We start from the raw sequence: 21597 nt of genomic DNA, 5'->3' as shown, positions 1-21597 counted from the left end.
GTCAGCGTCCCTCCTTGTTGAGGCGCGGATTGAGCGCGTCGTTGAGACCTTCGCCGATCAGGTTCAGCGCGAGCACCGAGATCAGGATCGCGATGCCGGGAAACACCGTGATCCACCAGGCTTGTCGGATCACCGTGCGCCCGGCGCCGACCATGTAGCCCCAGGACATCAAATTGGGATCGCCGAGGCCGAGGAAGGAGAGCGAGGATTCCAGCAGGATCGCCGTTGCGACCATCAGTGAGGCCAGCACGATGACCGGCGACAGCGCGTTGGGCAGGATCTCGCGCCAGATGATCCAGCTGTGGCTCTGACCGGTGACCACGGCGGCCTGGACATATTCGCGGGTGCGGAGCGACAGCACCTCGCCGCGGACGAGGCGCGCCACCGGCGGCCAGCTCACGATCGCGATCGCCAGCACGATCGAGACGATCGAGGGCTGCAGGATCGCGACCAGCACGATCGCGAGTGCGAAGCTCGGCACGGTCTGGAAGAACTCCGTGAAGCGCATCAGGGCGTCGCCGATCCGGCCGCCGAAATAGCCGGCCATGGCGCCGACGGGAATGCCGACCGCCAGCGCGGCCATGGTCGAGACCAGGCCGACCAGCAGCGAGACGCGGGCGCCATGGACGATGCCGGCCAGCACGTCGCGGCCGAGCGCGTCGGTGCCGAGCGGCAGGCCCGGCGCCGTGAACGGCGGCAAGAAGGGACGCTGCACCATGCGCCAGGGCGAGGTCGGAAACAGCAGGGGACCGAAGACCGCAACAGCGACCGCCAGGATGAGGATCATGAGGCCAATCACGCCGCCTGGATTGCGCAGCATCGTGCGCCAGAAATTCATCATGACGCGAACTCGATGCGCGGATCGACCGAGCGGTAGATCAGGTCGGTGATCAGGTTGAAGGCAAGCACCATCGCCGAGCAGACGACGAAGACGCCGAGCAGGAGATTGTAGTCGCGCTGCAAGAGCGCCTCGTACATCAGTCTGCCGATGCCGGGCCACGCGAACACCGTCTCCGTCAGCACGGCGCCGCCGACCAGCGTTCCGGCTTGCAAGCCGGCAAGCGTCACCACCGGCAACAGCGCGTTGCGCAGCACGTGGCGGCGCTGGATCACGGCATTGCGCAGGCCCTTGGCCCGCGCGGTCTTGACGAAGTCATGCCGCTGCACCTCGAGCATCGAGGCGCGGGTCATGCGGGAATAGGTCGCCATGAAGAACAGACCGATCGTCGTCGCCGGCAGGATCAGATGGGCGCCGACGTCGAGCACGTGGGCAAGACCAGTGTAGTTTGCGCCGACCGTTTCGTAGCCAAAGCTGGGCAGCCAATCCACCGCGACCGAGAACAGCAGGATCGCCATCAGTGCCACCCAGAACAGCGGCGTTGCGTAGAAGATCAGCGAGAATATCGTGACGGCGGTATCGAGCCAGGTGCCGGCGAAGCGTGCGGCGAGCGTGCCGAAGAGGATGCCGAGCAGAAGCGATATCGCAAACGCCGTCAGTGTCAGCAACAGCGTCGCCGGTAGCCGCTCCACGATCAGTTGCGACACCGGCGCCTGCTGCCGGAAGGAGAAGCCGAGGTCGAGGGTCGCGATGCCCTTGACATAGATGAAGAGCTGCTCAGGCAGCGGCTTGTCCAGGCCGAATTTTTCCCGCAACTGATTGACGAACATCTGGTCGCTGGCGCCGGCTTCGCCCGCCATCACGACAGCCGGATCGCCCGGTGCCATGCGGATCAGCATGAAATTGAGCACCACGATCGCGAACAGAACGACAATGGCCTTTGCAAGTCTCTGGGCAATGAATGCGAGCATCGGTGATCTCGGTTGCGTTCGAGAGGGGACAGGAGGAAGCCGCGGCGCCTTGAAAGCGCGGCGGCTTCGTGGGATCGTCTACTTGTCGAGCCAGGCGTCGCGGAAGCCGTCGTTGACGCCGATCGCGGTGGTGATGAGGTTCTTGACGTTGCAGCGTGTGATGGTCGGGAACTGCAGTTCAAGCAGCCAGGCCACCGGCACATCGTCGACAAGGATCTTCTGCGCCTTGTCGTAAAATGGTTTGCGTGCCGAGTCGGAGAAGGCGACCGCGCCGTCGGCAAACAACTTGTCGATTTCCGGGTTCGAATAACCTTCGACGTTGTTGAACGGATTGCCCTTGAGGATCTGGCTGGAGACATAGGTGCGGCCGACGCCGAGCGCGGGATCGCCGTACTGATAGACATAGGTGAAGGCGATATCGTAGTCCCATTCCGAGGTCCGCTGATTCCACCCGGCGACATCGGTCGCGACCATGTCGACATTGATGCCGACATCCTGCAGGTTCTGCCGCACCGCCTCGGCCCAACGCTGCCAGGTTTCGCCATAGGGCAACGGCAGCAGGCGGACCTTCTCGCCGTTGTAGCCGGCTTCCTTCAGCAGAGCCTTGGCCTTGGCCGGGTCGTAGTCATATTTCGGCACGTCGCTGCTGTAGTACTTGATCGATGAGCCCGACGGACCGGTTGCGACGTTGCCGAGGCCGTTCCAGATCACGTCTTTCGCGAAATTGCGATCGAGCGCGTACATCACGGCCTGGCGGAATTTCTTGTTCGCGGTCGGGCCCTGGCGATTGTTCAGCCACAGCCAGGAATGCGGGCTGAAGAATTCCCAGCCGGCGCCGGTGACGCAGACATTCTTCAGCTTGGAGAGGCGCGGCACGTCGAAATTCTCGACCGAGCCGCCCGGCAGCACGTCGACCTTGCCGGTCTCGAACGCCACCGCGCGCGCGGCCGCATCCGGGATCACGTGCCAGTAGATCTCGTCGAGGTTCGGCTTGCCCTTGATGTAGTAGTTCGGGTTCTTGACCAGGCGAATGAACGAACCCTTCTGCCATTCCTTGAACATGAAGGGGCCGGTGCCAACAGGCGTGTTGTTGGCCGGATTGGTCTTGAAATCAGTGCCCTCATAGAGGTGCTTCGGGATCATCGGCAGCGAGCCGACCTCGAAGACTCCGAGGAACGGCCCGAACGGCTCCTTAAGGTTGAAGATCACGGTGCTGTCGTCAGGCGTCTCGATCTTGTCGACCTGCGCGAAATTGCTGCGCGCGCGGGGATGGGTCTGTTTGAGGAACTCGATCGAGAACACGACGTCGGCAGAGGTGAAGGGCTTGCCGTCATGCCAGGTGACGCCCTTGCGGAGCTTGAAGGTGTAGGTCTTGCCGTCCTCGCTGACATTCCAGCTCTCGGCGAGGCCCGGCAGCGGCTCGAGTTTCGGGCTGTAGCGGAGCAGGCCTTCATAGATATTGCCGGAGACCATCTGGGTCGGGCCGTTCTGTACCAGGCCCATCATCAGGCCCGGCGGTTCGGGCTGGATCACCGCGTTGATCACGCCACCGGTTTTCGGCTCTTGCGCGTACGCCGCAGTGCTCAGCGCACTCGCTACCATCAGGCTCAGCAATACTCGCTTCAACATGTCCAATCTCTCTTCTGGTTGGATGTTCCCGGGCGCGGCTCCGGGACAAGGACTTACGACTAGCTCACGAAATCAGGATCGGTCCGCTCCAGCATGCGCTTGAAGGCGGCCCATTCCGTGTCGGGCATGCCGTTCAGTTCGATGCTGTCGTAGAAGGTGGCGTATTGGCCCGCGGTCTTGTGTGCGACGGCATCGGAGAGCGGTGCGATCTCGGCGCCTGCGGCCTGGATCGCGAGCTGCGCGCGGCAGGAACGTTCCAGATTGTGCATTAGCTTGAAGGCCTCTGCGATCGAGCGGCCGCAGGTCAGCATGCCGTGATTGCGCAGGATCATCACATACTTGTCGCCGAGATCGGCGACCAGGCGTAGCCGCTCGTCGAGGTCGAGGGCGATGCCCTCATAGTCGTGGTAGGCGAGGCAACCGGTGAACTGCATCGACCATTGATTGAGCGGCAGCAGGCCCTGCTTCTGGCAGGACACTGCGACGCCGGCAACGGTGTGGGTGTGCAGCACGCATATTGCGTCATGACGCGCGGCGTGCACTGCGCTGTGGATGGTGAAGCCGGCCGGATTGATGCCAAGACCAAGCGGGTCGTCGATGATGTTGCCGTCGAGATCGACAGTGACGAGGTTCGATGCCGTCACCTCCTCGAAGCGCATGCCGTAGGGATTGATCAGGAAGCGGTCGTGCTGGCCCGGAAGTCGCGCCGAGATGTGGGTATAGATGCTGTCATCGAGCCCGAGCCGGTGGATCAGTCGGTAGGCCGCGGCGAGGTCGATGCGGAATTGCTGGTTCTGGTCCTTCACACCGTCGGGCCGCACATGCGTCGTCATCGTTGCTGCTTGTCCCTCTCCGCGGGCCGTTCTGTTGAGTTGCAATGCCCGCGTCACTAAACTGTCGACAATCTAAGGTTTGATCAAGACTAAACTGTCGACAATCGGCGATTAAATAATATACAAGGGTCGAAAATGGACCTTTAATGCGCACGATTTCCCCTCCGGTCGGCTTGCCGGCCCTCAACGAGACCGACCTTGTCCGCCAGGTCGCCCGCCGCCTGACTGAAGCCATCGTCCAAGGGCGGCTGCCGCCGGGATCAAAGGTCGTCGAAGCCGGAATCGCGCGCGAACTGGGGGTGAGCCGGGCGCCGGTGCGCGAGGCCGCGCGGCTGCTCGAGCAACAGGGCTTGCTCGTCGCCAATCCGCGCCGCGGCTTCTTCGTCCGGCAGTTTGCCGCCGATGATATCGACGAGATCTACGACTTGCGTCTCTGCGTCGAGCGTCATGCCGCGGTGCTTGCCGCGCGCAACCTGACGCCGGAGACGCGCGACAAGCTGCGCCGGCAAATCGACGTGCTGCACGAGACCGCCGATCTCGACGATCCGGCGCGGCAGGTCGAAGAGGACTACCGCTTCCATCGCCTGATCTGCGAGATCGGCGGTAACCGGCGGATGCTGCGGGTGTTCGACGATCTCGCCTCGGAGCTGCGCATGGTGATCGGCCTGATCGGCCGCCTCTATGACGATCCGCACGAGGTCGCGCGTACGCATGAGCCGGTGCTCGCTGCGATCGAAGCCGGTCATCCCGAACGTATCGTCGCCATTATCGACTACCACATCGGTGTTGCCTGGCGCGAAGTCGGACGGCTGGTGCGCGAGATTCCTCCTTTGCCGCTGGCGGCGAAATAGACGCGCGTGATCTTGCTCAGGCGCAATGTCGTGCGATCCATCTCACTTATTCATCCGACAGGAGTGTCCCGTGAAGGCCGTCTATAGTGATCTACACCGCAGCCATGATCCGCAGTTCTTCCTGGTCCGCGGCGTGGTCCAGCGCACCACCGAGCAGCCCGAGCGTGCCGATCGCCTGCTGGCAGGCCTGAAGGCGGGCAAGCACACGCTGATCGAGCCGACCAAATTCGGGCAGGGGCCGCGGGCGCGCGTGCACAGTCCGGAATATCTGAGCTTTCTCGCCGAGGCTTGGGATGCATGGTCCGCGCTCGGCGATGCCGGGCCGGAGATGATCGCGAACATCCACCCGGTGCGCAACGCCGCCACCTATCCCACTCATATCGTAGGCAAGCTCGGCTGGCACACGGCGGACACTGCGGCCCCGATCGGCGCGGGCACCTGGGCCGGCGCCTGCGCCTCGAGCGACGTGGCGGTCACCGCTGCGCAGATGGTGCTTGACGGTGAGGATGCGGTTTATGCGCTGTGCCGTCCGCCCGGCCACCATGCCTATCGCGATATGGCCGGCGGTTTCTGCTTCCTCAACAACAGCGCGATCGCGGCCGAGCATCTGCGCCAGAAGCATGAGCGCGTCGTCATCCTCGACGTCGACGTGCATCACGGCAACGGCACGCAGGGCATCTTCTACGAGCGGCAGGATGTGTTCACCGTCTCGATCCACGCCGACCCGTCGTTCTTCTATCCGTTCGTCTGGGGCTACGCGCATGAGCGCGGCGCCGGACCCGGCCTCGGCGCCAATCTCAACATTCCCCTGGCCAAGGGTACCGGCGACGACGACTACATGAAGGCGCTCGCGGCGGCGGAGAGGGCGATCCGCTCCTTCGCGCCGACCGCGCTCGTGGTCGCGCTCGGCCTCGACGCCTCCGAGAAGGATCCGCTCGCCGGTCTCGCCGTCACCACCGATGGCTTCCGCCGGATCGGCGAGGGGCTGGCCCGGTTTGGACTGCCGACGGTGCTGGTGCAGGAAGGCGGCTATCTTTCCGACATCCTCGGCGCCAATCTGACCGCGGTGCTCGGCGGATTCGAAGCCGCGCGCTAGTAGCCGTCGTGGCTTCTCGCTCGAAATGGATCCAGGCTTGCGCTTGATGACCTCCAGATCGAGTTGCTGGCTCCCGTCTAGCCGCCCTCCGCTCGTTTGCCGAGCCGCGCGTGTTGACCTCTTCCCAGGAACCAGACCTTAAACGGGAGCAGCCCGCGCCGCTTCCCGCCGCGTTCGACATCGGCGCTGGCGCTACGCCCCTTTTATGGCCGCAACAGATGTGCAACATCAGGCGGCTGAGTGACTGATTTCATGTGCCTCAAAACGGTTTCCTAAACCGTAGGTCGGAAGTTCGAGTCTTCCCGGGATCGCCAATTCGGCATGGCTCGTCGGCCCCGCTCGACAAGCTCTCCGGCGCGAAAATTGCTAAAGGCAGGAGACTTCCTTCCTCGGCTGACTGCCGCCAGTCGCCTCACTGCCACACATCCGGAGACAACGATGCCTTTCGACTTGATCCTGCGCGGGGGGCGGGTGATCGACCCGTCCCAGAAGCTCGATGCCGTGACCGATGTCGCCTTTGCCGGCGGCAAGGTCGCCGCGATCGGCAGCGGGCTCAAGGCGAACCCTGCGACAGAGGTACGCGACGTCTCGCGGTTCATCGTCACGCCGGGGCTGATCGATCTGCACACCCACGTTTACTGGGGCGGCACCTCGCTCGGCATCGATGCCGAGGAATTCTGCCGCACCTCCGGCGTCACCACCTCCGTCGACACCGGCAGCGCCGGGCCCGGCAATTTCGCCGGCTTCCGCAAGCATGTGATCGAGCCGAGCCAGGTTCGCATCCTCGCCTACCTGCACGTCTCGCATGCCGGCATCTTCGGCTTCTCGCACCGGATCATGGTCGGAGAGAGCGAGGAACTGCGGCTGATGAATCCGATCGAGGCAGCCAAGGTGGCGGATGCCAACCGCGATCTCATCGTCGGCATCAAGGTGCGCGTCGGATTGCACTCCTCGGGCACCTCGGGGGCTGTGCCGCTCGACATCGCGCTCGAGGTCGCGAACGAGGTCGGCATGCCCCTGATGGCGCATATCGACCATCCGCCGCCGAGCTACGAGGACGTGCTCGCCCGTCTGCGTCCCGGCGACGTTCTCACCCATGCGTTCCGCCCCTTTCCCAACACGCCCGCGACCGCGCAAGGCACGGTGAAGAAGGCGGTGCTGGAGGCGCGCGAGCGCGGCGTGCTGTTCGATATCGGCCACGGAAAGGGCTCGTTCGCGTTCAAGACCGCGCGCGCCATGCTCGCAAACGGCTTCTATCCCGACACCATCTCCTCCGACATCCATCAGCTCTGCATCGACGGCCCGGCCTACGATCAGGTCACGACCATGTCGAAGTTCCTGTGCATGGGCATGGAGCTCTCCGACGTCATCGCGGCCTCGACGGTGAACGCGGCGATGGCGCTGCGCCGCCCCGAACTCGGCAGCCTCAAACCGGGCAGCGTCGGCGACGCCACGCTTGTTACGGTCAGGCAAGGCCAGTTCGACTATGAAGACGTCGTCGGCGAGCACCTGATCGGTAACAGCAAGATCGTCTCGGAGGGGGTCGTCATCGGCGGCCGCTGGTGGCATCCGGATTGAGACGGCGGCCCCTACAGCGACCTCGCGATCAAGAGCTTCATGATCTCGTTGGTGCCGCCGTAGATCTTCTGGATGCGGGAGTCGATGAAGATGCGCGAGATCGGGTATTCCTGCATGTAGCCGTAGCCGCCGAACAGCTGCAGGCATTCGTCGGCGGTCTCGACCTGCTTCTCCGAGCACCAATATTTCGCCATCGATGCCGTGACGGTGTCGAGGTCTTTTGCGATCAAGCGCTCGATGCACCAGTCGACGAAGACGCGCGCGATCATCGCCTCGGTCTTGCGCTCGGCGAGCGTGAACGCGGTGTTCTGGAAGTCCAGCAGCGGCTTGCCGAACGCCTTCCGCTCCTTGGTGTACTCAGTGGTGAGCTTGACGGCGCGCTCCATCGAGGCGACGGCGCCGACCGCGAGCGCAAGCCGCTCCTGCGGCAATTGCTGCATCAGCTGGACAAAACCCTGGCCTTCCTCATTGCCGAGCAGGTTTTCCGGCGGCACCGTCACGTTGTCGAAAAACAGCTCCGAGGTGTCGGAGGCGTGCAGGCCGATCTTGTCGAGGTTGCGTCCGCGCTTGTAGCCGTCCGCGCCCTCGGTCTCGACCACGATTAGCGAGATGCCCTTGGCGCCCGCTTCGCCGGTGCGCGCGACCACGATGACGAGATCGGCGGCCTGGCCATTGGTGATGAACGTCTTCTGGCCGTTGATGACATAGGAATTGCCCTGCTTCTTCGCCGTGGTCTTGACGGCTTGAAGATCAGACCCGGTGCCGGGCTCGGTCATGGCGATGGCGCCGACCATCTCCCCGGAGGCCATCTTCGGCAGCCAGCGCTTCTTCTGCTCCTCCGAGCCGTAATTGAGGATGTAGTGCGCGACGATGGCGCTGTGCACGGAGACGCCGGTCGTCAGCTCCGGCACCGTGCTTTCGAGATCGTCCAACACGGCAGCATCATAAGCGAAGGTCGCACCTAAGCCGCCATATTCCTCGGGTACGCTCGCCAGCAGCGCGCCCATCTCGCCGAGCCCGCGCCAGGCGAAGCGGTCGACCATCTTCTGCCCGCGCCATTTTTCGGCGTGCGGCGCCAGGTCCTTGGCGAGATATTTCCGGAACTGGTCGCGGAAGACGTCGAGCTCTTCGGTCATCCAGGAGGAGCGATAGGACATGATTACCTCATCTTGGCGTGGACGGCGCGTGCGCATCACGCGTGCCACAGCAGTCGGGGCCGACGCAAGCCTGCCCGCTTCTGGTAGGCCAACCAAGAGTAGGGATGATTGTGTTTTCAGGCTGCCGGCGCAGTGTCGCCGCCAGGCGTTATCCGGCCTGCGCCGTCTTGCCGCCATCGATGACGAACTGACCGCCGGTCGTGTAGGGATGATCGTCCGAGGCCAGCACCAGGGCGAAAGCTGCGATCTCCTCCGGTGTTGCCACGCGTTGCAGGCCTGGAACATGCGACTTGGCCCATTGCGCGATGGCGACATGCCAGGCGGCGTCAGGCAGATTCTCCATGCCCGACAGGCGGCGGATGAAGGGCGTATCCGTCGTGCCCGGGATCAGCGTGTTGATGCGGATGCCGTATCTTGCGTAGTCGAGCGCGGCGGCCTGAACCAGGCCGACCAGCCCGCGCTTGGCCGCCGAATAGGCGGAGCGGTTGGCCGTGGTCGCGATGGCGTTGGATGAGGAGGTGCCGACGATCGATCCGCCCTTCTGTAACATGTGCGGGATCTGATATTTCATCGACAGGAACACGCCGCGCAGGTCGGTGCCCAGCACGTCGTCGAACTCGGCCGCGCTGTACTCGTGCAGGGGTTTCTCGACCGAGATGCCGGCATTGTTGAAGGCGACGTCGAGCCGGACGTAGCGTTCGATGGTCTTGTCGACCAGCGCCTTCACCTCGGCCTCGTTGCGGAGATCGGCGCGAATGAAAACGGCCTCGCCGCCGGCCTCGCGCACCTCGTTCTCTACCTGCTTGCCGCGCTCGACGTTGCGGCCGCAGAAGGCGACCCGGCCGCCTTCGGCCGCGAACATCAGCGTCGCGGCGCGACCGATGCCCGAGGTGCCCCCCGTGACGATGATGACCTTGCCCTCGAATCGGCGTTTGCCGCTCGGCTTCTGCTGAGGCAGCGTCGCGGCCTGGCCGAGCGCCACGCCGCCGGCAAGGCCGCCGGCGGCCCCGGCGAGCACACCCAGGACCGCGCCCCCGACCAGATGACGGCGCTTTACCGGGCTGCTTTGGGTGATATCCTGCATTTCGGTCATTTCGAACTCCGGTCGCTCAATCTGAACAGTGTTAAGATTGGTAGACCGCGATCTAAACAGTGTCAAGTTACATGAAGAAGCAGGCCTCCTCAGGCAAACGCAGCGCCGGTTTGACCCGGTCGAAGCCGGAGCCCGGCTATCATCACGGCGAATTGCAGGAGGCGCTGATCGCCGCCAGCGAAGCCATTCTGGCGGAGCAGGGTGCCGAGGGTTTCACGCTGCGCGAGGCCGCCCGCCGCGCCGGGGTCTCGCCGGCTGCCCCGTCGCACCATTTCGGCAATGCGCAGGGCCTTCTGACCGAGGTCGCGATCCGCGGTTACGACGCGCTGGCCGAAGCCTTGCGCGCGGCGGCCTCCGGCAAGCAGGGCGCGCGCGAAAAACTCCGGGCCCAGGGACTTGCCTATGTCGATTTTGCGCTGAGACATCCCGGCCGCTTCCAGATGATGTTTGCGAACAAGCGACTCGTTGCTGACGATGCACGCTTGAAGCAAGCGAGCCGGGCCGCCGGCCACGCCTTCGAGACCGTCGTGGCCGAGCTGGTCGGCGGCACCGCGAAGGAGGCGAAGACGGCGGCTGCGGCGGCCTGGTCGACCGTTCACGGCTTTGCCAAGCTTGCACTCGAAGAGAAATTCGGCTCTGTGAGGAACGAGGGCGGACGCCGCGAGATCATGATGACGCTTGATCAGGTCCTGAACTATCTATGGCCGGCGAGTGGCGCGCGCCGTTGAGCGAGGCCTGGATGACGTCATGACGAGCAAGACGACGGAGCTCAAGCTCGACATCGAGCGCATCGGCACGGTCTCGGCGATGCTGACGCGGCCGGATCATGCGCGCGCCTGCTACGTGCTGGCGCACGGCGCGGGCGCCGATATGCGGCATTCCTTCATGGAGAAGGTCGCGGCTGGGCTCGCGGAGCGCGGCATCGCGACGTTCCGCTTCAATTTCCCTTACATGGAAGAGAAGAAGGGGCGTCCAGACCAGCCGGCGGTCGCGCACGCCGCCATCCGCGCGGCGGTCGGGGAGGCGGCGCGGCTGTGTCCCGGCGTGAAGCTCATTGCGGGTGGCAAATCTTTCGGCGGACGCATGACCTCGCAGGCGCAGGCGAAGGCACCTTTGCCTGACGTCAAAGGCCTCGCCTTCCTCGGCTTTCCTCTGCATGCCGCGAAGAAGCCGTCGTCGGAGCGCGCCGAGCACCTCTCCGACATCGCCATCCCCATGCTGTTCCTGCAGGGCACGCGCGATGCGCTTGCCGATCTGAGCTATTTCAAGCCTGTCGTCGAGAAGCTCGGCCCGAAGGCGATGCTGCATCAGGTCGAAGGCGGCGATCATTCGTTTGCGGTGCTGAAGAAGTCCGGCCGTAGCAATGACGAGGCGCTCACCGAGGTGATGGATACGCTCGCGGCCTGGATCGATGTGCTCGCCTGAGCCTCACGCCGAATAAAGCCCCTTGTCGCGCGCCTTCTGGATCGCCAGCGCGGCGATCAGGTCGAGCGTCGGTGTCGACAGGCCGGCGGTGCGTGCGAAGGCTTGGGGCGCCTTCACCAGCACGTCGATCTCCATGGCGCGGCCGAGCTCGAAGTCCTGCAGCAGCGACGGCTTGTGATTGGGGGCGGGGCCGCTGCGGGTGACGCGCTTGACCTCGGGAATGAAATGCTGGGCGATCTCGTTGGCTTCGTTCAGCATGCGCGGGATCACCTCCGCGAAGGCGGGGTCGTCGCGCACGCCGCGCGCGGTCTGGCCGGTGAGCAGGCACAGCACCGAGAGCGACATGTTGGTCAGCAGCTTTGACCAGATCGCCTCGCGGATCTCGGCCACCGGCGGCGATTCCAGCCGCGCGTCGTTGAAGACCCCGCGCAGCCTGGTGATGCGCTCGCAATTGCGGTCGTCGCACTCGCCGATCAGAAGGCGATTGCGGTCCGGCGTCAGGTTCTGCACCACCCCGGGCGCGATGACCTCGTTGGAGGAGAAGATTACGCCGCCGATGATCCGCTCCTTGGGGATGCAGGCGCGCAGGCGCCCGCCGGGATCGAGGAAGGAAATGTCCGGCGGCGTCGGGTGCCGCGGCGGCAGGCCGATGCCGTACCACCAGGGAATGCCGTTCTGGGCGAACACGATCGCGGTATCGTCTTGCAGCAACGGCTTGATGCTGGACACCAGTCCCGGCAGTGCGGTTGCCTTCAGCGTGGAGATCACGACGTCCTGCGGGCCGAGCTGGGCCGGATCGCCTGACGCGTCCACCTTGGCCCCGGCCTCGGAATCGCCGACGCGCAGCTTGAGTCCATTGGCGCGCGCCGCCTCCAGATGCGCCCCGCGCATCACGCACGAGACCTCGTGGCCGGCGCGCGCCAGCCGAACCGCAATGTGGCTGCCGACGGCGCCCGCGCCGAAAATGCAGATGCGCATGATGATATCCCGAACCTATCCCTTGGTGCCGTCCGGCAGCAGCATGACACAAGCCGCCATGCGATGGACGCGGCCGCCCTACGCCGGAAAGATATGGATCGGGACATGCAGCCTCGGCCATAGTGCAGGGCAAATAAACGACCGGAGGATCGCCGATGACTGCCAGCCCCGTCCTGTGGAGCCTCGATCAGCGTGGGGTTGCGACCGTCACGTTGAACCGGCCGGAGGTGAACAACGCCTATGACGGCGCGCTGATATCAGGCGTGCTCGCGGCCATGGACGAGCTGGCTAAGAAGCCGAACCTGCGGGTGGTCGTTCTCAGGGGCAACGGCAAGCATTTCCAGGCCGGCGCGGACCTCAAATGGATCAATGGCGTGCGGCCGCAATCGGCCGAGGCCAACGAGGCGGCCTCGCGGGCGACCTTCGAGGCCGTGCAGCGGCTCAACACCGTGGCCGTCCCGACGGTCGCGTTGGTGCAGGGCGGCTGTTTCGGCGGCGGCACCGGCGTCATCGCGGCTTGCGATGTCGTGATTGCCGCGGACAACGCGCTGTTCTCGATCACCGAGGTGCGATGGGGCCTGACGGCGGCCATCATCATCCCGCAGCTCTGCGACGCGATCGGTGTCCGACAAGTGCGCCGCTACGCGCTGACCGGCGAACGCTTCGGCGCAGAGGACGCCCGCCGCATCGGCCTCGTGCACGAGGTGGTGGCGCTCGCAGATCTCGAAGCCGCAGGCGCCAAGGTGGTCGAGCAGCTGCTCGCCAACGGACCCGAGGCGATGGCCGAGACCAAGAAGCTCGCGCTGGAGAGCTCGTTCGGCGGCATGGCGGTGGACGATGCGGTCTACAAGCGGCTGGTGCAGCTGCATTCGCTCAAGCGCCAGAGCACGGAGGCGGCGGAGGGGCTGGCGTCATTTGCCGAGAAGCGGGCGGCGAAGTGGGGCGGCGGAATAGCCTGAACGTCAGCAGCCGCGGCAGATGTTGTTGATGCTGCGGTGGACCGCGTCGTCGTCCTGCCGCATCTGGCGCAGCGTTCCGAGCGTGTTGCTCTCGGCGATTGCTGGCGCCCGCTTGCGCTTCGCCGCGAGCTCGTCCTCCTGCCGCTTGTAGCAGGCTTCGCGCTCGGGCTTGGCCTGGATGAAGCGGCAGTTCTGCTCCACGGCCACGGCGGGGCAGGTTGAGATCGCGAGAACGACCAGGCCGGGCAGGGCGAATTTCAAAAGCGTCGAATCCATCTGTGAACCAAGGTGCTGGTCGTCGCCCGGCTTGACCGGGCGACCCAGTACGCCGCCGCCTCTCCGTACACGTTTGACGCCTCTGGAATACTGGATCGCGATGACAGTGGGGCGCGACGGCTCTTCTCTCAGGTCCGTCGTCTGAGGGCAATCGCCATTTTGTCCACCCGATGCTGCTCACAGCGACGGCGCCAGTGACGTTTTCAGCAGCGTCAGCAGCGCCTGCACCGCGGCCGCGTTGCGGCGCCGCTCGGGAATTGCAGCTTTCACCCACAGTTCCGGAATCGGAAAGTCGCGCAGCACGGGCTTCAGCCTGCCCTCGCGCAACGCATCCGCGACGAGATAATGCGAGATCAGTGCGATGCCGTTGCCGGCGATCGCGCTGCGCGCCAGCACGTGTGCTTCGTTGGAGGACAGCAGTGGGCTGACCTGGATGCTGATGCGGCCGCGCGGTCCGTCGAAGACCCATTCCGGCCCGGTCGGCATGAAGCTGAGGCAGCGATGCTCGACCAGATCGCGCGGATGTCTTGGCGTGCCATGTTTCTTCAAGTAAGCCGGCGAGGCGCAGAGCAGCCGCTTCAGCGGACACAGCGGCTCGTCGATCACACCGCCGAACGAATGCGGGAAGGCGCCGATGGCGATGTCAAAACCTTCGGTGACGGGATCGACGGGACGATCGATCAACACGATCTCGAGCTTCAGTCGCGGATTCTGGGTCTGGAAGGCGCTGAAGGCATCGGCGAGCCGTGCCACGGTCAGCGAGGTCGGCGCCTTGATGCGCAAGTGATCGACGAGATCGTGGCCCTTCTCGCCCATGCGCGAGAGCAGATCGGTCGCATCGGCCACGACGCCGCGCGCGCGATGCACATAGCGCTGCCCGGCTTCGGTGAGCCGCAATTGCCGGGTCGAGCGGTGAAACAGCGGCGTGCCGATCCGTGTCTCCAGCTGCGTGACGCGCTTGGCGACCACCGACGTCGAGACGTTGAGCTTTCGCGCGGCGGCAGAGAAGCCGGCGGCATCCGCGGTGGCGAGGAAGGCCTGAAGGTTCACCAGGATATCCATGTCGATCTTTCTCGATTCGCGAAAGCTGATCGCGTATTTTGGTGGATTGTACGCTTGCTCGCGTTAATTCATAGTCGCCCCAAGCAAGAGATTCCGGGAGCGGACGCGCCATGCGGGCCACGATGATCGAAGAACCGGCACGACGAGTGCCGCTCTATGGCGAATATGAAGTCGTCGTCCTCGGCGGTGGTCCGGCCGGCATCATGGCGGCGGCGTCCGCGGCGCGGGCCGGACGGCGGACCTTACTGATCGAACGCTACGGCTTTCTGGGCGGCATGGGCACCGCAGCCGGTGTCACCAACTTTTGCGGCCTGCACGGCAACGTCCATGGTGAGCACCGGCGGCTGGTGCAGGGCATGGCGTCGGAGCTGCTGGCGCGGATCGATCATCTCAACGGCCTCAATGCGCCGCATCTGATCCTCGGCAAGGTCTTCGCGCAAGCTTACGACACCGCGGCCTACAAGATCGCGGCCGACGAACTGCTCGCCAGCCACAAGGTGAATATCCTCTTCCACGCGCTCGGCGCCGGCGTCGTCATGGCTGATGAGCGCCGCATCGACGTGTTGCTGGTCGAGACCAAGGCAGGTCGGCAGGCCGTGCGCGCGGAGATCTTCATCGACTGCTCCGGCGACGGCGATCTCGCGGTCTGGGCCGGTGCGCCATTCGAAATCGGCGACGCGCACGGCCATCCGCTCTATCCCTCGATGATGCTCCGCCTCAACGGCATCGATCCCGCAAAGGCCGGCGAGGCCTGGCGCACCATTCCGCAATTGATGGAAAAGGCCGCGGCCGCCGGCACCCACGCATTCCCGCGCAAGAGCGCGATCGTGCGGCCGCAAAAGTCCGGCATCGAGTGGCGGGTGAACTTCACGCAAGTCGCACGCGAGGACGGCCACGCCATCAACGGTATTGATCCCGACGATCTCACCCGCGGCGAAATCGAAGGCCGCAAGCAGGCGCTCGCCGCGTTCGAATTCCTGCGCACCGTGCCGGGCTTTGAAAAATCCTACATCGTCGATCTGCCGCCGCAGCTCGGCATCCGCGAGACCCGCCGCATCAAGGGCGGCTATCAGCTCAGCGGCGAGGACGTGCTCGGCTGCGCCTCTTTCGCGGATTCCATCGGCGTCAACGGCTGGCCGATCGAAGCCCATGTTCCCGGCGACGTCGTCTTCACCTTCCCGCCGATCCCGGAATCCCGCGGCTACAACGAACTGCCTTACCGGCTGCTGGTGCCTGACCGCGTCGACAATCTCCTGGTCGCCGGCCGCTGTGCCTCGATGACCCATGAGGGTCAGTCGGCGGCGCGGGTCTCCGGTGCCTGTTTCGTGATGGGTGAGGCCGCCGGTTCCGCGGCGGCGCTGGCGTTGTCCGGAAACAGGATCCCGCGTGACATCCCCGTTGAAAAATTGCAGGAAACGTTGAAACAACAGGGCGCTTTCGTCGGGCGAGATCAGGCTGTGCCCGAAGGCCTTTAACGGACTGCAAGACAACGACGGTGGAGGGAACGGGATGATCGGGATAGTGCGGCTTGCGCTGGCAGGCCTGGTGGCGATCATGGCGATCGGCACCGCGCGGGCCGAGGACGCGCTGAAGGCCAAGATCGGCGTGCTCCGCCTGTCATCCTCCGCGCCGGTCTTCATCGCGCAGGACAAGGGCTACTTCCGCGACGCCGGCTTGGAGGTCGAACTGAAATTCTTCGACGCGGCGCAGCCGATCGCGGTGGCCACCACCTCCGGCGACGTTGATTTCGGCGTCACCGCCTTCACTGCGGGCCTCTACAATCTCGCCGGCAAGGGCGTGCTGAAGGTGATCGGCGGCATGAGCCGCGAGAAGCCCGGCTATCCCCTGATCGGCTATTTCGCCAGCAACAATGCCTTCGCCGCGGGCTTGAAGACGGCGAAGGATCTCGCGGGCAAGCGCGTTGCGGTCACGCAGGTCGGATCGAGCTTTCACTATTCGCTCGGCCTGCTCGCCGACAAATACGGCTTCAAGCTCGCGGATGTGAAGATCGTGCCGCTGCAATCGCTGTCGAATGCGGCCGCCGCGCTGAAAGGCGAAACCGTCGATGCCGCGCTTCTACCCGTCTCCACTGCGCGAAAGCTGATGGACGAGGGCGGCGCGAAGTTTCTGGGCTGGGTCGGCGACGAGACGCCGTGGCAGTTAGGGGCGGTGTTCGCCTCGCCGAAGACGCTGACCAACAAGGCGCTGGTGACCAAGCTGCTCGGCGCTTTGACGAAGGCCGACCGCGGGTACCACGACGTCATCCTCGCCGCGATGAAAGACGGCGTTGCGCCGATCAATGAGCAGACAAAGCCGCTGCTGGAGATCATCGCCAAGTACACCAATCTGCCGGTCGAGCAGGTCGTCGGCAATTGCGCCTATATCGATCCCGAGGGCAAGCTGGATGTGAAGAACGTCGACAACCAGATCAAATGGCTGCAGGAGCAGGGATTCGCGGACAAGGGTTTTGACGCGAACGGGATCATCGCCAAGGACTATGTGAAGGTGGATTGATGCGGCGAGCGCCATTCCAAACCCGTCTTCCTTCGAGGCTCCCATCGCGGTGCATTTGCACCGCAATGCTCGCACCTCGGGATGACGCGGCGCGAATCGAAGGTGCCGCATGGACCTGATCGCCAGCCACATCACCCATCGCTTCGGCGATCTCGCCGTGCTCGACGACATCTCTTTCACCGTTAGCGCGGGCGAGGTGGTGGCAATCGTGGGGCCCTCCGGCTGCGGCAAGAGCACGCTGCTGTCGATTCTCGGCGGGCTGCTGCAGCCGACCTCCGGCGCGCCCGAGCTGCGCGGCGCGCCGCCGGCGGACAGCCTCAATCCGCTGACGTTCGTGTTCCAGGATTTTGCGCTGCTGCCCTGGGCAACTGTGGAGGAGAACGTCGAATTTCCGTTGCTGCACACCCAGCTCTCGGCAACCCAGCGCCGCGCGCTGGTCGAGGACGCCCTGCGCCGCACCGGCCTGACCGATTTCCGCCAGACTTATCCAAAGCAGCTGTCCGGCGGCATGCGCCAGCGCGTCGGCATCTCGCGCGCGCTTGCGGTGAAGCCCGCCATCCTGCTGATGGACGAGCCGCTGTCGGCGCTGGATTCGCAGACGCGCGAGCTCCTGATGGAGGATTTCGTCCGTCTGCTCGCCGATGGCGGCATGGGCGCGGTCTACGTCACCCACAATCTCGAAGAGGCCGCGCGGCTCGCCGACCGCATCGTTGTGCTGTCGCGGCGACCGGGGCGCATCCGCGAAGTCGTGCCTGTGCCGATGACGCGGGCGGCGCGCGGCGAGATCACTGCGCGTGAAAAGCTGCTGGACTTGCAGAACCAGATCTGGTCGCTGATCCGCAACGAAGCCATCGACGCCGAGCGCGAGGTCCAGCATGCTTGATCGCGCCGGCCTGCCTGCGAAGGATGAGACGACGCGCCGCGTCCACTTCCGCGGCGCCGGCTTCGTGCCTGCCTCGAGCCGTTTCGGCGGCTGGATTGCGCTCGCGCTGGTCATCGCGATATGGCAGGCGGCGGGCAGCACCAAGCTCGTCAACCCGCTGTTCCTGCCGGCGCCCTCGGCGATCGCGCGCGCGATCTACCAGCTCGCGGTCTCAGGCGCGCTCTGGCAGCATGTGTCCGCTTCGCTCTTGCGCATCGGCATCGGCTGGCTGCTTGGGACAGCGGCCGGCGTCGCCGTCGGCTTTGCCATCGGCCTGTCGCGGCTCGCGCGCAGCGTCGGCATCACTTTCATCTCGGCGCTATTTCCGATCCCGAAGATCGCGCTGCTGCCGCTGTTGATCCTCTGGCTCGGGATCGGCGAAGAGCCGAAGATCGCGACCATTGCGCTCGGGGTGTTCTTCTCGACCGCGATCTCGGTCTATAGCGGCGTCGATGCGGTGCCGCGCAACCTGATCCGGATGGCGCAGAGTTTCAACGTGCCCTTCGTCACCATCGTGCGCAAGGTGATCTGGCCGGGCGCGCTGCCCGCCATCCTCGCCGGCTTCCGCATTACGGCTTCGGTGGCCCTGCTGCTCGTCGTCAGCGCCGAGATGATCGGCGCGCAATACGGCATCGGCGCCTTCGTGCTGCAGGCCGGCAATCTGATGCAGACCGATCAGCTGCTCGCCGGCGTGGTGATCCTTTCGGTATTCGGGCTGGCGGTGGGAAAGGTGATCGGCTGGCTGGAGATGCGGCTGTTGCACTGGCGGTAGCCACGTCCGTCATCGCGAGGAGCGAAGCGACGAAGCAATCCAGATTCTCTCCGCGGAGGGATTCTGGATTGCTTCGCTTCGCTCGCAATGACGGGGTGGTTAGCCCCAGTGCCTCACGCGTTCCCGCGATCTTCCCTGAACAAATCCAGCTTCTGCTGCACGGGCCGATCCGAGAAGCTGAATAGCACGGCGTCCTCATCCGCCTCGTGCGTCACCCAGTGCCAGCTCGGGACGACGAACAGGTCGCGCGGGCCCCACTCGAAAACGGTGTCGCCAATGCGGCTGCGTCCCTTGCCCTCGATCGGGCAGAACACCGTCGCATCGGTCGAACGATAGCGCGCGGTGCCAAAACCCTTCGGCAGCAATTGAATGAACGTGCCGATCGTCGGCATCGCGAAGTCGCCGGTCTCGGGGTTGCTGAACTTCAGCTTCAGTCCGTGACATGCGTCCCAGTCCTGGCTCGCGCGGGCCTTCTCGAGGGCCTCTCGGGTATAAGCGTAGGGATAGCTGAAGATGGGCGATGTCTTCGAGCTCCGCTTGACGTCGACCGGCAAGAGGTTGTGGCCGTAGCGGGCAAAGCTGTCGCCGGCAGGTTTTGTAATTCTCTGCTGGTCCTCTTTCGAGCCTTCGGCGAAGGAGCAGTCGAAGAACTGCACCAAAGGAATATCGAGGCCATCCAGCCAGAACATCGGCTCATTCGTCTCGTTGGAATGATCGTGCCAGGTCATCGACGGCGTGATGATGAAGTCGCCGGGCTCCATCGCGGTACGTTCGCCGTCGACGGCGGTGTGGGCCCCCTTGCCTTCGAGCACGAAGCGCAGCGCCGACTGGCTGTGACGGTGCGCAGGCGCGACGTCGCCGGGCACCACCATCTGCACGCCGGCATAGAGCGAGGTCGTGATCTTGGATTGCCCGCGCAGGCCCGGATTCTCCAGCACCAGAACGCGCCGTTCGGCCTCCTTGGCGGTGATCAGCTTGCCGGCCTCCGTCATGTAGTCGCGGATGACGTCGAACTTCCAGAGGTGAGGGCGGCACGCGCTCTTCGGCTCCGGCGTGATCAGGTCGCTCATCACCGTCCAGAGCGCGGTGAGATTCTCGCCGTCGATCTTCTTGTAGAACGCCTCGCGTTCCGGCGTCTTGGTCACGGCTTCCATGGCGCGCCTCCTGTTCGTTTCTAAATTGACAGTATACTTACGATCTATGTAGCGTCAATGCGACGAGTGAACTACAAGACAGTCATTCCGGGGCACGCGAAGCGTGAACCCTGAATCTCGAGATTCCGGGTTCTATGCTGACGCATCGCCCCGGAATGACAAACGGGAGGGTTCCAATGAAGCTGCACGGCTATTTCCGCTCCAGCGCCGCTTACCGCGTGCGGATCGCGCTGAACCTGAAGGGACTTGGCGCCGAGCATCTGCCGCATCACCTTCGCAAGGGCGAGCAATGTGCGCCCGCTTATCTTGCCATCAACCCGCAGGGCCTGGTGCCGGCCCTGGAGAACGATGCAGGTGCAGTGCTGACCCAATCGGTCGCGATTATCGAGTGGCTCGACGAGACTCACCCTAATCCGCCGCTGCTGCCGAAAGATCCGCTGCGGCGCGCCAAGGTGCGCGCGTTCGCGCTCGCGATCGCTTGCGACACCCATCCGGTGCAGAACCTGAAAGTGCTGGCGCGGTTGCGCGAGCTCGGCCTGCCCGAGGAGAAGGTCCAGGACTGGGCCGCCTGGGTCAATCGCGAGGGCCTTGCGGCTTGCGAGACGCTGATCAAGGACGAGCCGGTCCCGTTCTGCTTCGGCGATGCGCCGACGCTCGCCGACCTCTGCCTGGTGCCGCAGCTCGCCAATGCCCGCCGCTTCGGCGTCGATGTCTCGGCCTATCCGCGCCTGCTCAAGGCCGAGGCCGCCGCCAGGGCGCTGCCGGCGTTTGCCGATGCCGCACCGGAGAAGCAGCCCGATGCCGAATAAGCCTGCCGCTCCGATCACGATGGACGCCGTCTATGCCGCGCCGGGCTACCTGTTCCGGCGCATGCAGCAGATCGCGGTCTCGATCTTCATGGAGGAGTGCAAGGCGTTCGATCTCACGCCGGTGCAATATGCCGCGTTGGTCGCGATCCATACTCATCCCGGCATCGACGCGACGCGGCTCTCGGCCGTGATCGCCTTCGACCGCTCCACGCTCGGCAGCGTGATCGAGCGGCTGCTGGCCAAGGATTTTATCGAGCGCAAGCCGGCACCCGAGGACAAGCGGATCAAGCTGCTGTATCTGACGAAGTCAGGCGCGGCGATCCTGCGCGAGATCATCCCCGCCGTCGAGCGGGCCCAGGCGCGGATGCTGGAGCCGCTGAAGCCCGCAGACCGCAAGACCCTGATGGGGCTCTTGGCGCAACTGGTGGATCTCAACAACGAGGCCTCGCGCGTCCCGCTGCGGGCCGAGGATGCTCTGGAACATCTGGGGAAGGGCGGGTGAGGCCCTGCTGCAGCCTCTAAAGCGCGATGGGATCAGGATGAATCACCATCGCGCTTTGGGTTATTGTTTGAGCATGATCTTTTCGGAAAACCGCTGCACACTTTTCGGGATCATGCTCTAACTCCGCTGTCATTCCCCGCGCAGGCGGGGAATCCAGTACGCCGCGGCTCCTCGATTC

Annotated in this window: 22 protein-coding genes and 1 tRNA gene; 13 read left to right on the top strand and 10 right to left on the bottom strand. The window is 64.7% G+C overall.

Translation table 11 applies throughout. From position 1 onward, the window contains the following. Window position 1: 1 nt before the first annotated feature. The 4 genes from P6U28_RS29745 to P6U28_RS29730 all read right to left on the bottom strand — a co-directional run bounded on the left by P6U28_RS29745 (window position 2) and on the right by P6U28_RS29730 (window position 4271). On the bottom strand, window positions 2-841 hold the full coding sequence (locus P6U28_RS29745; protein WP_162500086.1) for an ABC transporter permease: 840 nt from the start codon (window positions 839-841) through the stop codon (window positions 2-4). Further along, window positions 838-1809: an ABC transporter permease gene (locus P6U28_RS29740; RefSeq protein ID WP_122400607.1), complete on the bottom strand. Its 972-nt coding sequence runs from the start codon at window positions 1807-1809 to the stop codon at window positions 838-840. The genes P6U28_RS29745 and P6U28_RS29740 overlap by 4 nt, the downstream gene beginning before the upstream one ends. A gap of 78 nt (window positions 1810-1887) precedes the next feature. After that, window positions 1888-3438, bottom strand: coding sequence for an ABC transporter substrate-binding protein (locus P6U28_RS29735; RefSeq protein WP_122400608.1), 1551 nt, complete (start codon window positions 3436-3438; stop codon window positions 1888-1890). A 59-nt stretch (window positions 3439-3497) separates the two neighbouring features. After that, window positions 3498-4271 carry a class II aldolase/adducin family protein gene (locus P6U28_RS29730; RefSeq protein ID WP_122400609.1) on the bottom strand — a complete coding sequence of 258 codons (774 nt, stop codon included), beginning with the start codon at window positions 4269-4271 and terminating at the stop codon, window positions 3498-3500. A gap of 146 nt (window positions 4272-4417) precedes the next feature. On the opposite strand from P6U28_RS29730, the gene P6U28_RS29725 reads away from it, so the two are divergent. From P6U28_RS29725 to P6U28_RS29710, 4 genes are all read left to right on the top strand, one after another. Next, a complete protein-coding gene (locus P6U28_RS29725; RefSeq protein ID WP_407120369.1) occupies window positions 4418-5122 on the top strand; it encodes a GntR family transcriptional regulator in 705 nt (234 codons plus the stop codon). A 70-nt stretch (window positions 5123-5192) separates the two neighbouring features. Beyond that, window positions 5193-6218, top strand: coding sequence for a histone deacetylase family protein (locus P6U28_RS29720; protein ID WP_122400611.1), 1026 nt, complete (start codon window positions 5193-5195; stop codon window positions 6216-6218). 246 nt (window positions 6219-6464) lie between these two features. Continuing rightward, window positions 6465-6532 (top strand) — tRNA-Ser (locus P6U28_RS29715). A gap of 124 nt (window positions 6533-6656) precedes the next feature. After that, on the top strand, window positions 6657-7796 hold the full coding sequence (locus P6U28_RS29710) for an amidohydrolase/deacetylase family metallohydrolase (RefSeq protein ID WP_407120368.1): 1140 nt from the start codon (window positions 6657-6659) through the stop codon (window positions 7794-7796). An 11-nt stretch (window positions 7797-7807) separates the two neighbouring features. Here P6U28_RS29710 and P6U28_RS29705 read toward each other — a convergent pair whose 3' ends face one another. Further along, window positions 7808-8953 (bottom strand): acyl-CoA dehydrogenase family protein, encoded by a 1146-nt coding sequence (locus P6U28_RS29705; RefSeq protein ID WP_407120367.1) that lies wholly within the window; start codon window positions 8951-8953, stop codon window positions 7808-7810. A 148-nt stretch (window positions 8954-9101) separates the two neighbouring features. After that, window positions 9102-10046, bottom strand: coding sequence for an SDR family NAD(P)-dependent oxidoreductase (locus P6U28_RS29700; protein WP_407120366.1), 945 nt, complete (start codon window positions 10044-10046; stop codon window positions 9102-9104). A 59-nt stretch (window positions 10047-10105) separates the two neighbouring features. Here P6U28_RS29700 and P6U28_RS29695 point away from each other — a divergent pair, with 59 nt between their 5' ends. Both P6U28_RS29695 and P6U28_RS29690 read left to right on the top strand, forming a co-directional pair. Continuing rightward, the gene (locus tag P6U28_RS29695) at window positions 10106-10774 is read left to right on the top strand and encodes a TetR/AcrR family transcriptional regulator (protein ID WP_145986947.1); all 669 of its coding nucleotides are present in this window, start codon (window positions 10106-10108) and stop codon (window positions 10772-10774) included. Between the two features lie 19 nt (window positions 10775-10793). After that, window positions 10794-11471 (top strand): alpha/beta family hydrolase, encoded by a 678-nt coding sequence (locus P6U28_RS29690; RefSeq protein ID WP_407120365.1) that lies wholly within the window; start codon window positions 10794-10796, stop codon window positions 11469-11471. Window positions 11472-11474: 3 nt separating this feature from the next. Here P6U28_RS29690 and P6U28_RS29685 read toward each other — a convergent pair whose 3' ends face one another. Next, window positions 11475-12449, bottom strand: coding sequence for a ketopantoate reductase family protein (locus tag P6U28_RS29685; protein ID WP_407120364.1), 975 nt, complete (start codon window positions 12447-12449; stop codon window positions 11475-11477). 155 nt (window positions 12450-12604) lie between these two features. Here P6U28_RS29685 and P6U28_RS29680 point away from each other — a divergent pair, with 155 nt between their 5' ends. Then, window positions 12605-13408: an enoyl-CoA hydratase-related protein gene (locus P6U28_RS29680; RefSeq protein WP_407120363.1), complete on the top strand. Its 804-nt coding sequence runs from the start codon at window positions 12605-12607 to the stop codon at window positions 13406-13408. Between the two features lie 3 nt (window positions 13409-13411). On the opposite strand, the gene P6U28_RS29675 is transcribed toward P6U28_RS29680, so the two are convergent. Together P6U28_RS29675 and P6U28_RS29670 are read right to left on the bottom strand one after the other, a co-directional pair. After that, entirely contained in the window at window positions 13412-13684 is a 273-nt protein-coding gene (locus P6U28_RS29675) for a hypothetical protein (protein WP_407120362.1), read from the bottom strand. 177 nt (window positions 13685-13861) lie between these two features. Continuing rightward, the gene (locus P6U28_RS29670) at window positions 13862-14746 is read right to left on the bottom strand and encodes a LysR family transcriptional regulator (protein WP_407120361.1); all 885 of its coding nucleotides are present in this window, start codon (window positions 14744-14746) and stop codon (window positions 13862-13864) included. 110 nt (window positions 14747-14856) lie between these two features. Between P6U28_RS29670 and P6U28_RS29665 the strand changes: the two genes are divergently transcribed. The 4 genes from P6U28_RS29665 to P6U28_RS29650 all read left to right on the top strand — a co-directional run bounded on the left by P6U28_RS29665 (window position 14857) and on the right by P6U28_RS29650 (window position 18954). Next, the gene (locus P6U28_RS29665) at window positions 14857-16221 is read left to right on the top strand and encodes an FAD-dependent oxidoreductase (RefSeq protein WP_407120360.1); all 1365 of its coding nucleotides are present in this window, start codon (window positions 14857-14859) and stop codon (window positions 16219-16221) included. 34 nt (window positions 16222-16255) lie between these two features. Then, window positions 16256-17260, top strand: coding sequence for an ABC transporter substrate-binding protein (locus tag P6U28_RS29660; RefSeq protein WP_407120359.1), 1005 nt, complete (start codon window positions 16256-16258; stop codon window positions 17258-17260). 109 nt (window positions 17261-17369) lie between these two features. Next, window positions 17370-18143 carry an ABC transporter ATP-binding protein gene (locus P6U28_RS29655; protein WP_407120358.1) on the top strand — a complete coding sequence of 258 codons (774 nt, stop codon included), beginning with the start codon at window positions 17370-17372 and terminating at the stop codon, window positions 18141-18143. Continuing rightward, window positions 18136-18954, top strand: a complete 819-nt coding sequence (locus P6U28_RS29650; RefSeq protein WP_407120357.1) for an ABC transporter permease — start codon at window positions 18136-18138, stop codon at window positions 18952-18954. The genes P6U28_RS29655 and P6U28_RS29650 overlap by 8 nt, the downstream gene beginning before the upstream one ends. 113 nt (window positions 18955-19067) lie before the next feature. Here P6U28_RS29650 and gtdA read toward each other — a convergent pair whose 3' ends face one another. Next, window positions 19068-20108, bottom strand: a complete 1041-nt coding sequence (gtdA, locus tag P6U28_RS29645) for a gentisate 1,2-dioxygenase (RefSeq protein ID WP_407120356.1) — start codon at window positions 20106-20108, stop codon at window positions 19068-19070. Window positions 20109-20284: 176 nt separating this feature from the next. On the opposite strand from gtdA, the gene maiA reads away from it, so the two are divergent. Both maiA and P6U28_RS29635 read left to right on the top strand, forming a co-directional pair. Continuing rightward, a complete protein-coding gene (gene maiA / locus P6U28_RS29640) occupies window positions 20285-20917 on the top strand; it encodes a maleylacetoacetate isomerase (RefSeq protein WP_129143415.1) in 633 nt (210 codons plus the stop codon). Further along, window positions 20907-21419 (top strand): MarR family winged helix-turn-helix transcriptional regulator, encoded by a 513-nt coding sequence (locus tag P6U28_RS29635; RefSeq protein ID WP_162500087.1) that lies wholly within the window; start codon window positions 20907-20909, stop codon window positions 21417-21419. Before maiA ends, P6U28_RS29635 begins: the two co-directional genes overlap by 11 nt. Window positions 21420-21597: the final 178 nt, after the last annotated feature.

This window comes from Bradyrhizobium sp. STM 3561, assembly GCF_045571455.1.
Classification (GTDB): Bacteria; Pseudomonadota; Alphaproteobacteria; order Rhizobiales; family Xanthobacteraceae; genus Bradyrhizobium; species Bradyrhizobium vignae.
Note: the sequence above shows the minus strand (reverse complement) of the source record. Positions and strands in the feature narration are given on the sequence as shown.

Coding starts and splice junctions, on each gene's coding strand:
- P6U28_RS29680 (WP_407120363.1), top strand. CDS start 12,605: ATGACTGCCAGCCCCGTCCTGTGGAGCCTCGATCAGCGTGGGGTTGCG.
- P6U28_RS29710 (WP_407120368.1), top strand. CDS start 6,657: ATGCCTTTCGACTTGATCCTGCGCGGGGGGCGGGTGATCGACCCGTCC.
- P6U28_RS29740 (WP_122400607.1), bottom strand. CDS start 1,809: ATGCTCGCATTCATTGCCCAGAGACTTGCAAAGGCCATTGTCGTTCTG.
- P6U28_RS29690 (WP_407120365.1), top strand. CDS start 10,794: ATGACGAGCAAGACGACGGAGCTCAAGCTCGACATCGAGCGCATCGGC.
- P6U28_RS29650 (WP_407120357.1), top strand. CDS start 18,136: ATGCTTGATCGCGCCGGCCTGCCTGCGAAGGATGAGACGACGCGCCGC.
- maiA (WP_129143415.1), top strand. CDS start 20,285: ATGAAGCTGCACGGCTATTTCCGCTCCAGCGCCGCTTACCGCGTGCGG.
- P6U28_RS29670 (WP_407120361.1), bottom strand. CDS start 14,746: ATGGATATCCTGGTGAACCTTCAGGCCTTCCTCGCCACCGCGGATGCC.
- P6U28_RS29685 (WP_407120364.1), bottom strand. CDS start 12,449: ATGCGCATCTGCATTTTCGGCGCGGGCGCCGTCGGCAGCCACATTGCG.
- gtdA (WP_407120356.1), bottom strand. CDS start 20,108: ATGGAAGCCGTGACCAAGACGCCGGAACGCGAGGCGTTCTACAAGAAG.
- P6U28_RS29700 (WP_407120366.1), bottom strand. CDS start 10,046: ATGACCGAAATGCAGGATATCACCCAAAGCAGCCCGGTAAAGCGCCGT.
- P6U28_RS29665 (WP_407120360.1), top strand. CDS start 14,857: ATGCGGGCCACGATGATCGAAGAACCGGCACGACGAGTGCCGCTCTAT.
- P6U28_RS29745 (WP_162500086.1), bottom strand. CDS start 841: ATGATGAATTTCTGGCGCACGATGCTGCGCAATCCAGGCGGCGTGATT.
- P6U28_RS29735 (WP_122400608.1), bottom strand. CDS start 3,438: ATGTTGAAGCGAGTATTGCTGAGCCTGATGGTAGCGAGTGCGCTGAGC.
- P6U28_RS29635 (WP_162500087.1), top strand. CDS start 20,907: ATGCCGAATAAGCCTGCCGCTCCGATCACGATGGACGCCGTCTATGCC.
- P6U28_RS29725 (WP_407120369.1), top strand. CDS start 4,418: ATGCGCACGATTTCCCCTCCGGTCGGCTTGCCGGCCCTCAACGAGACC.
- P6U28_RS29660 (WP_407120359.1), top strand. CDS start 16,256: ATGATCGGGATAGTGCGGCTTGCGCTGGCAGGCCTGGTGGCGATCATG.
- P6U28_RS29705 (WP_407120367.1), bottom strand. CDS start 8,953: ATGTCCTATCGCTCCTCCTGGATGACCGAAGAGCTCGACGTCTTCCGC.
- P6U28_RS29655 (WP_407120358.1), top strand. CDS start 17,370: ATGGACCTGATCGCCAGCCACATCACCCATCGCTTCGGCGATCTCGCC.
- P6U28_RS29730 (WP_122400609.1), bottom strand. CDS start 4,271: ATGACGACGCATGTGCGGCCCGACGGTGTGAAGGACCAGAACCAGCAA.
- P6U28_RS29675 (WP_407120362.1), bottom strand. CDS start 13,684: ATGGATTCGACGCTTTTGAAATTCGCCCTGCCCGGCCTGGTCGTTCTC.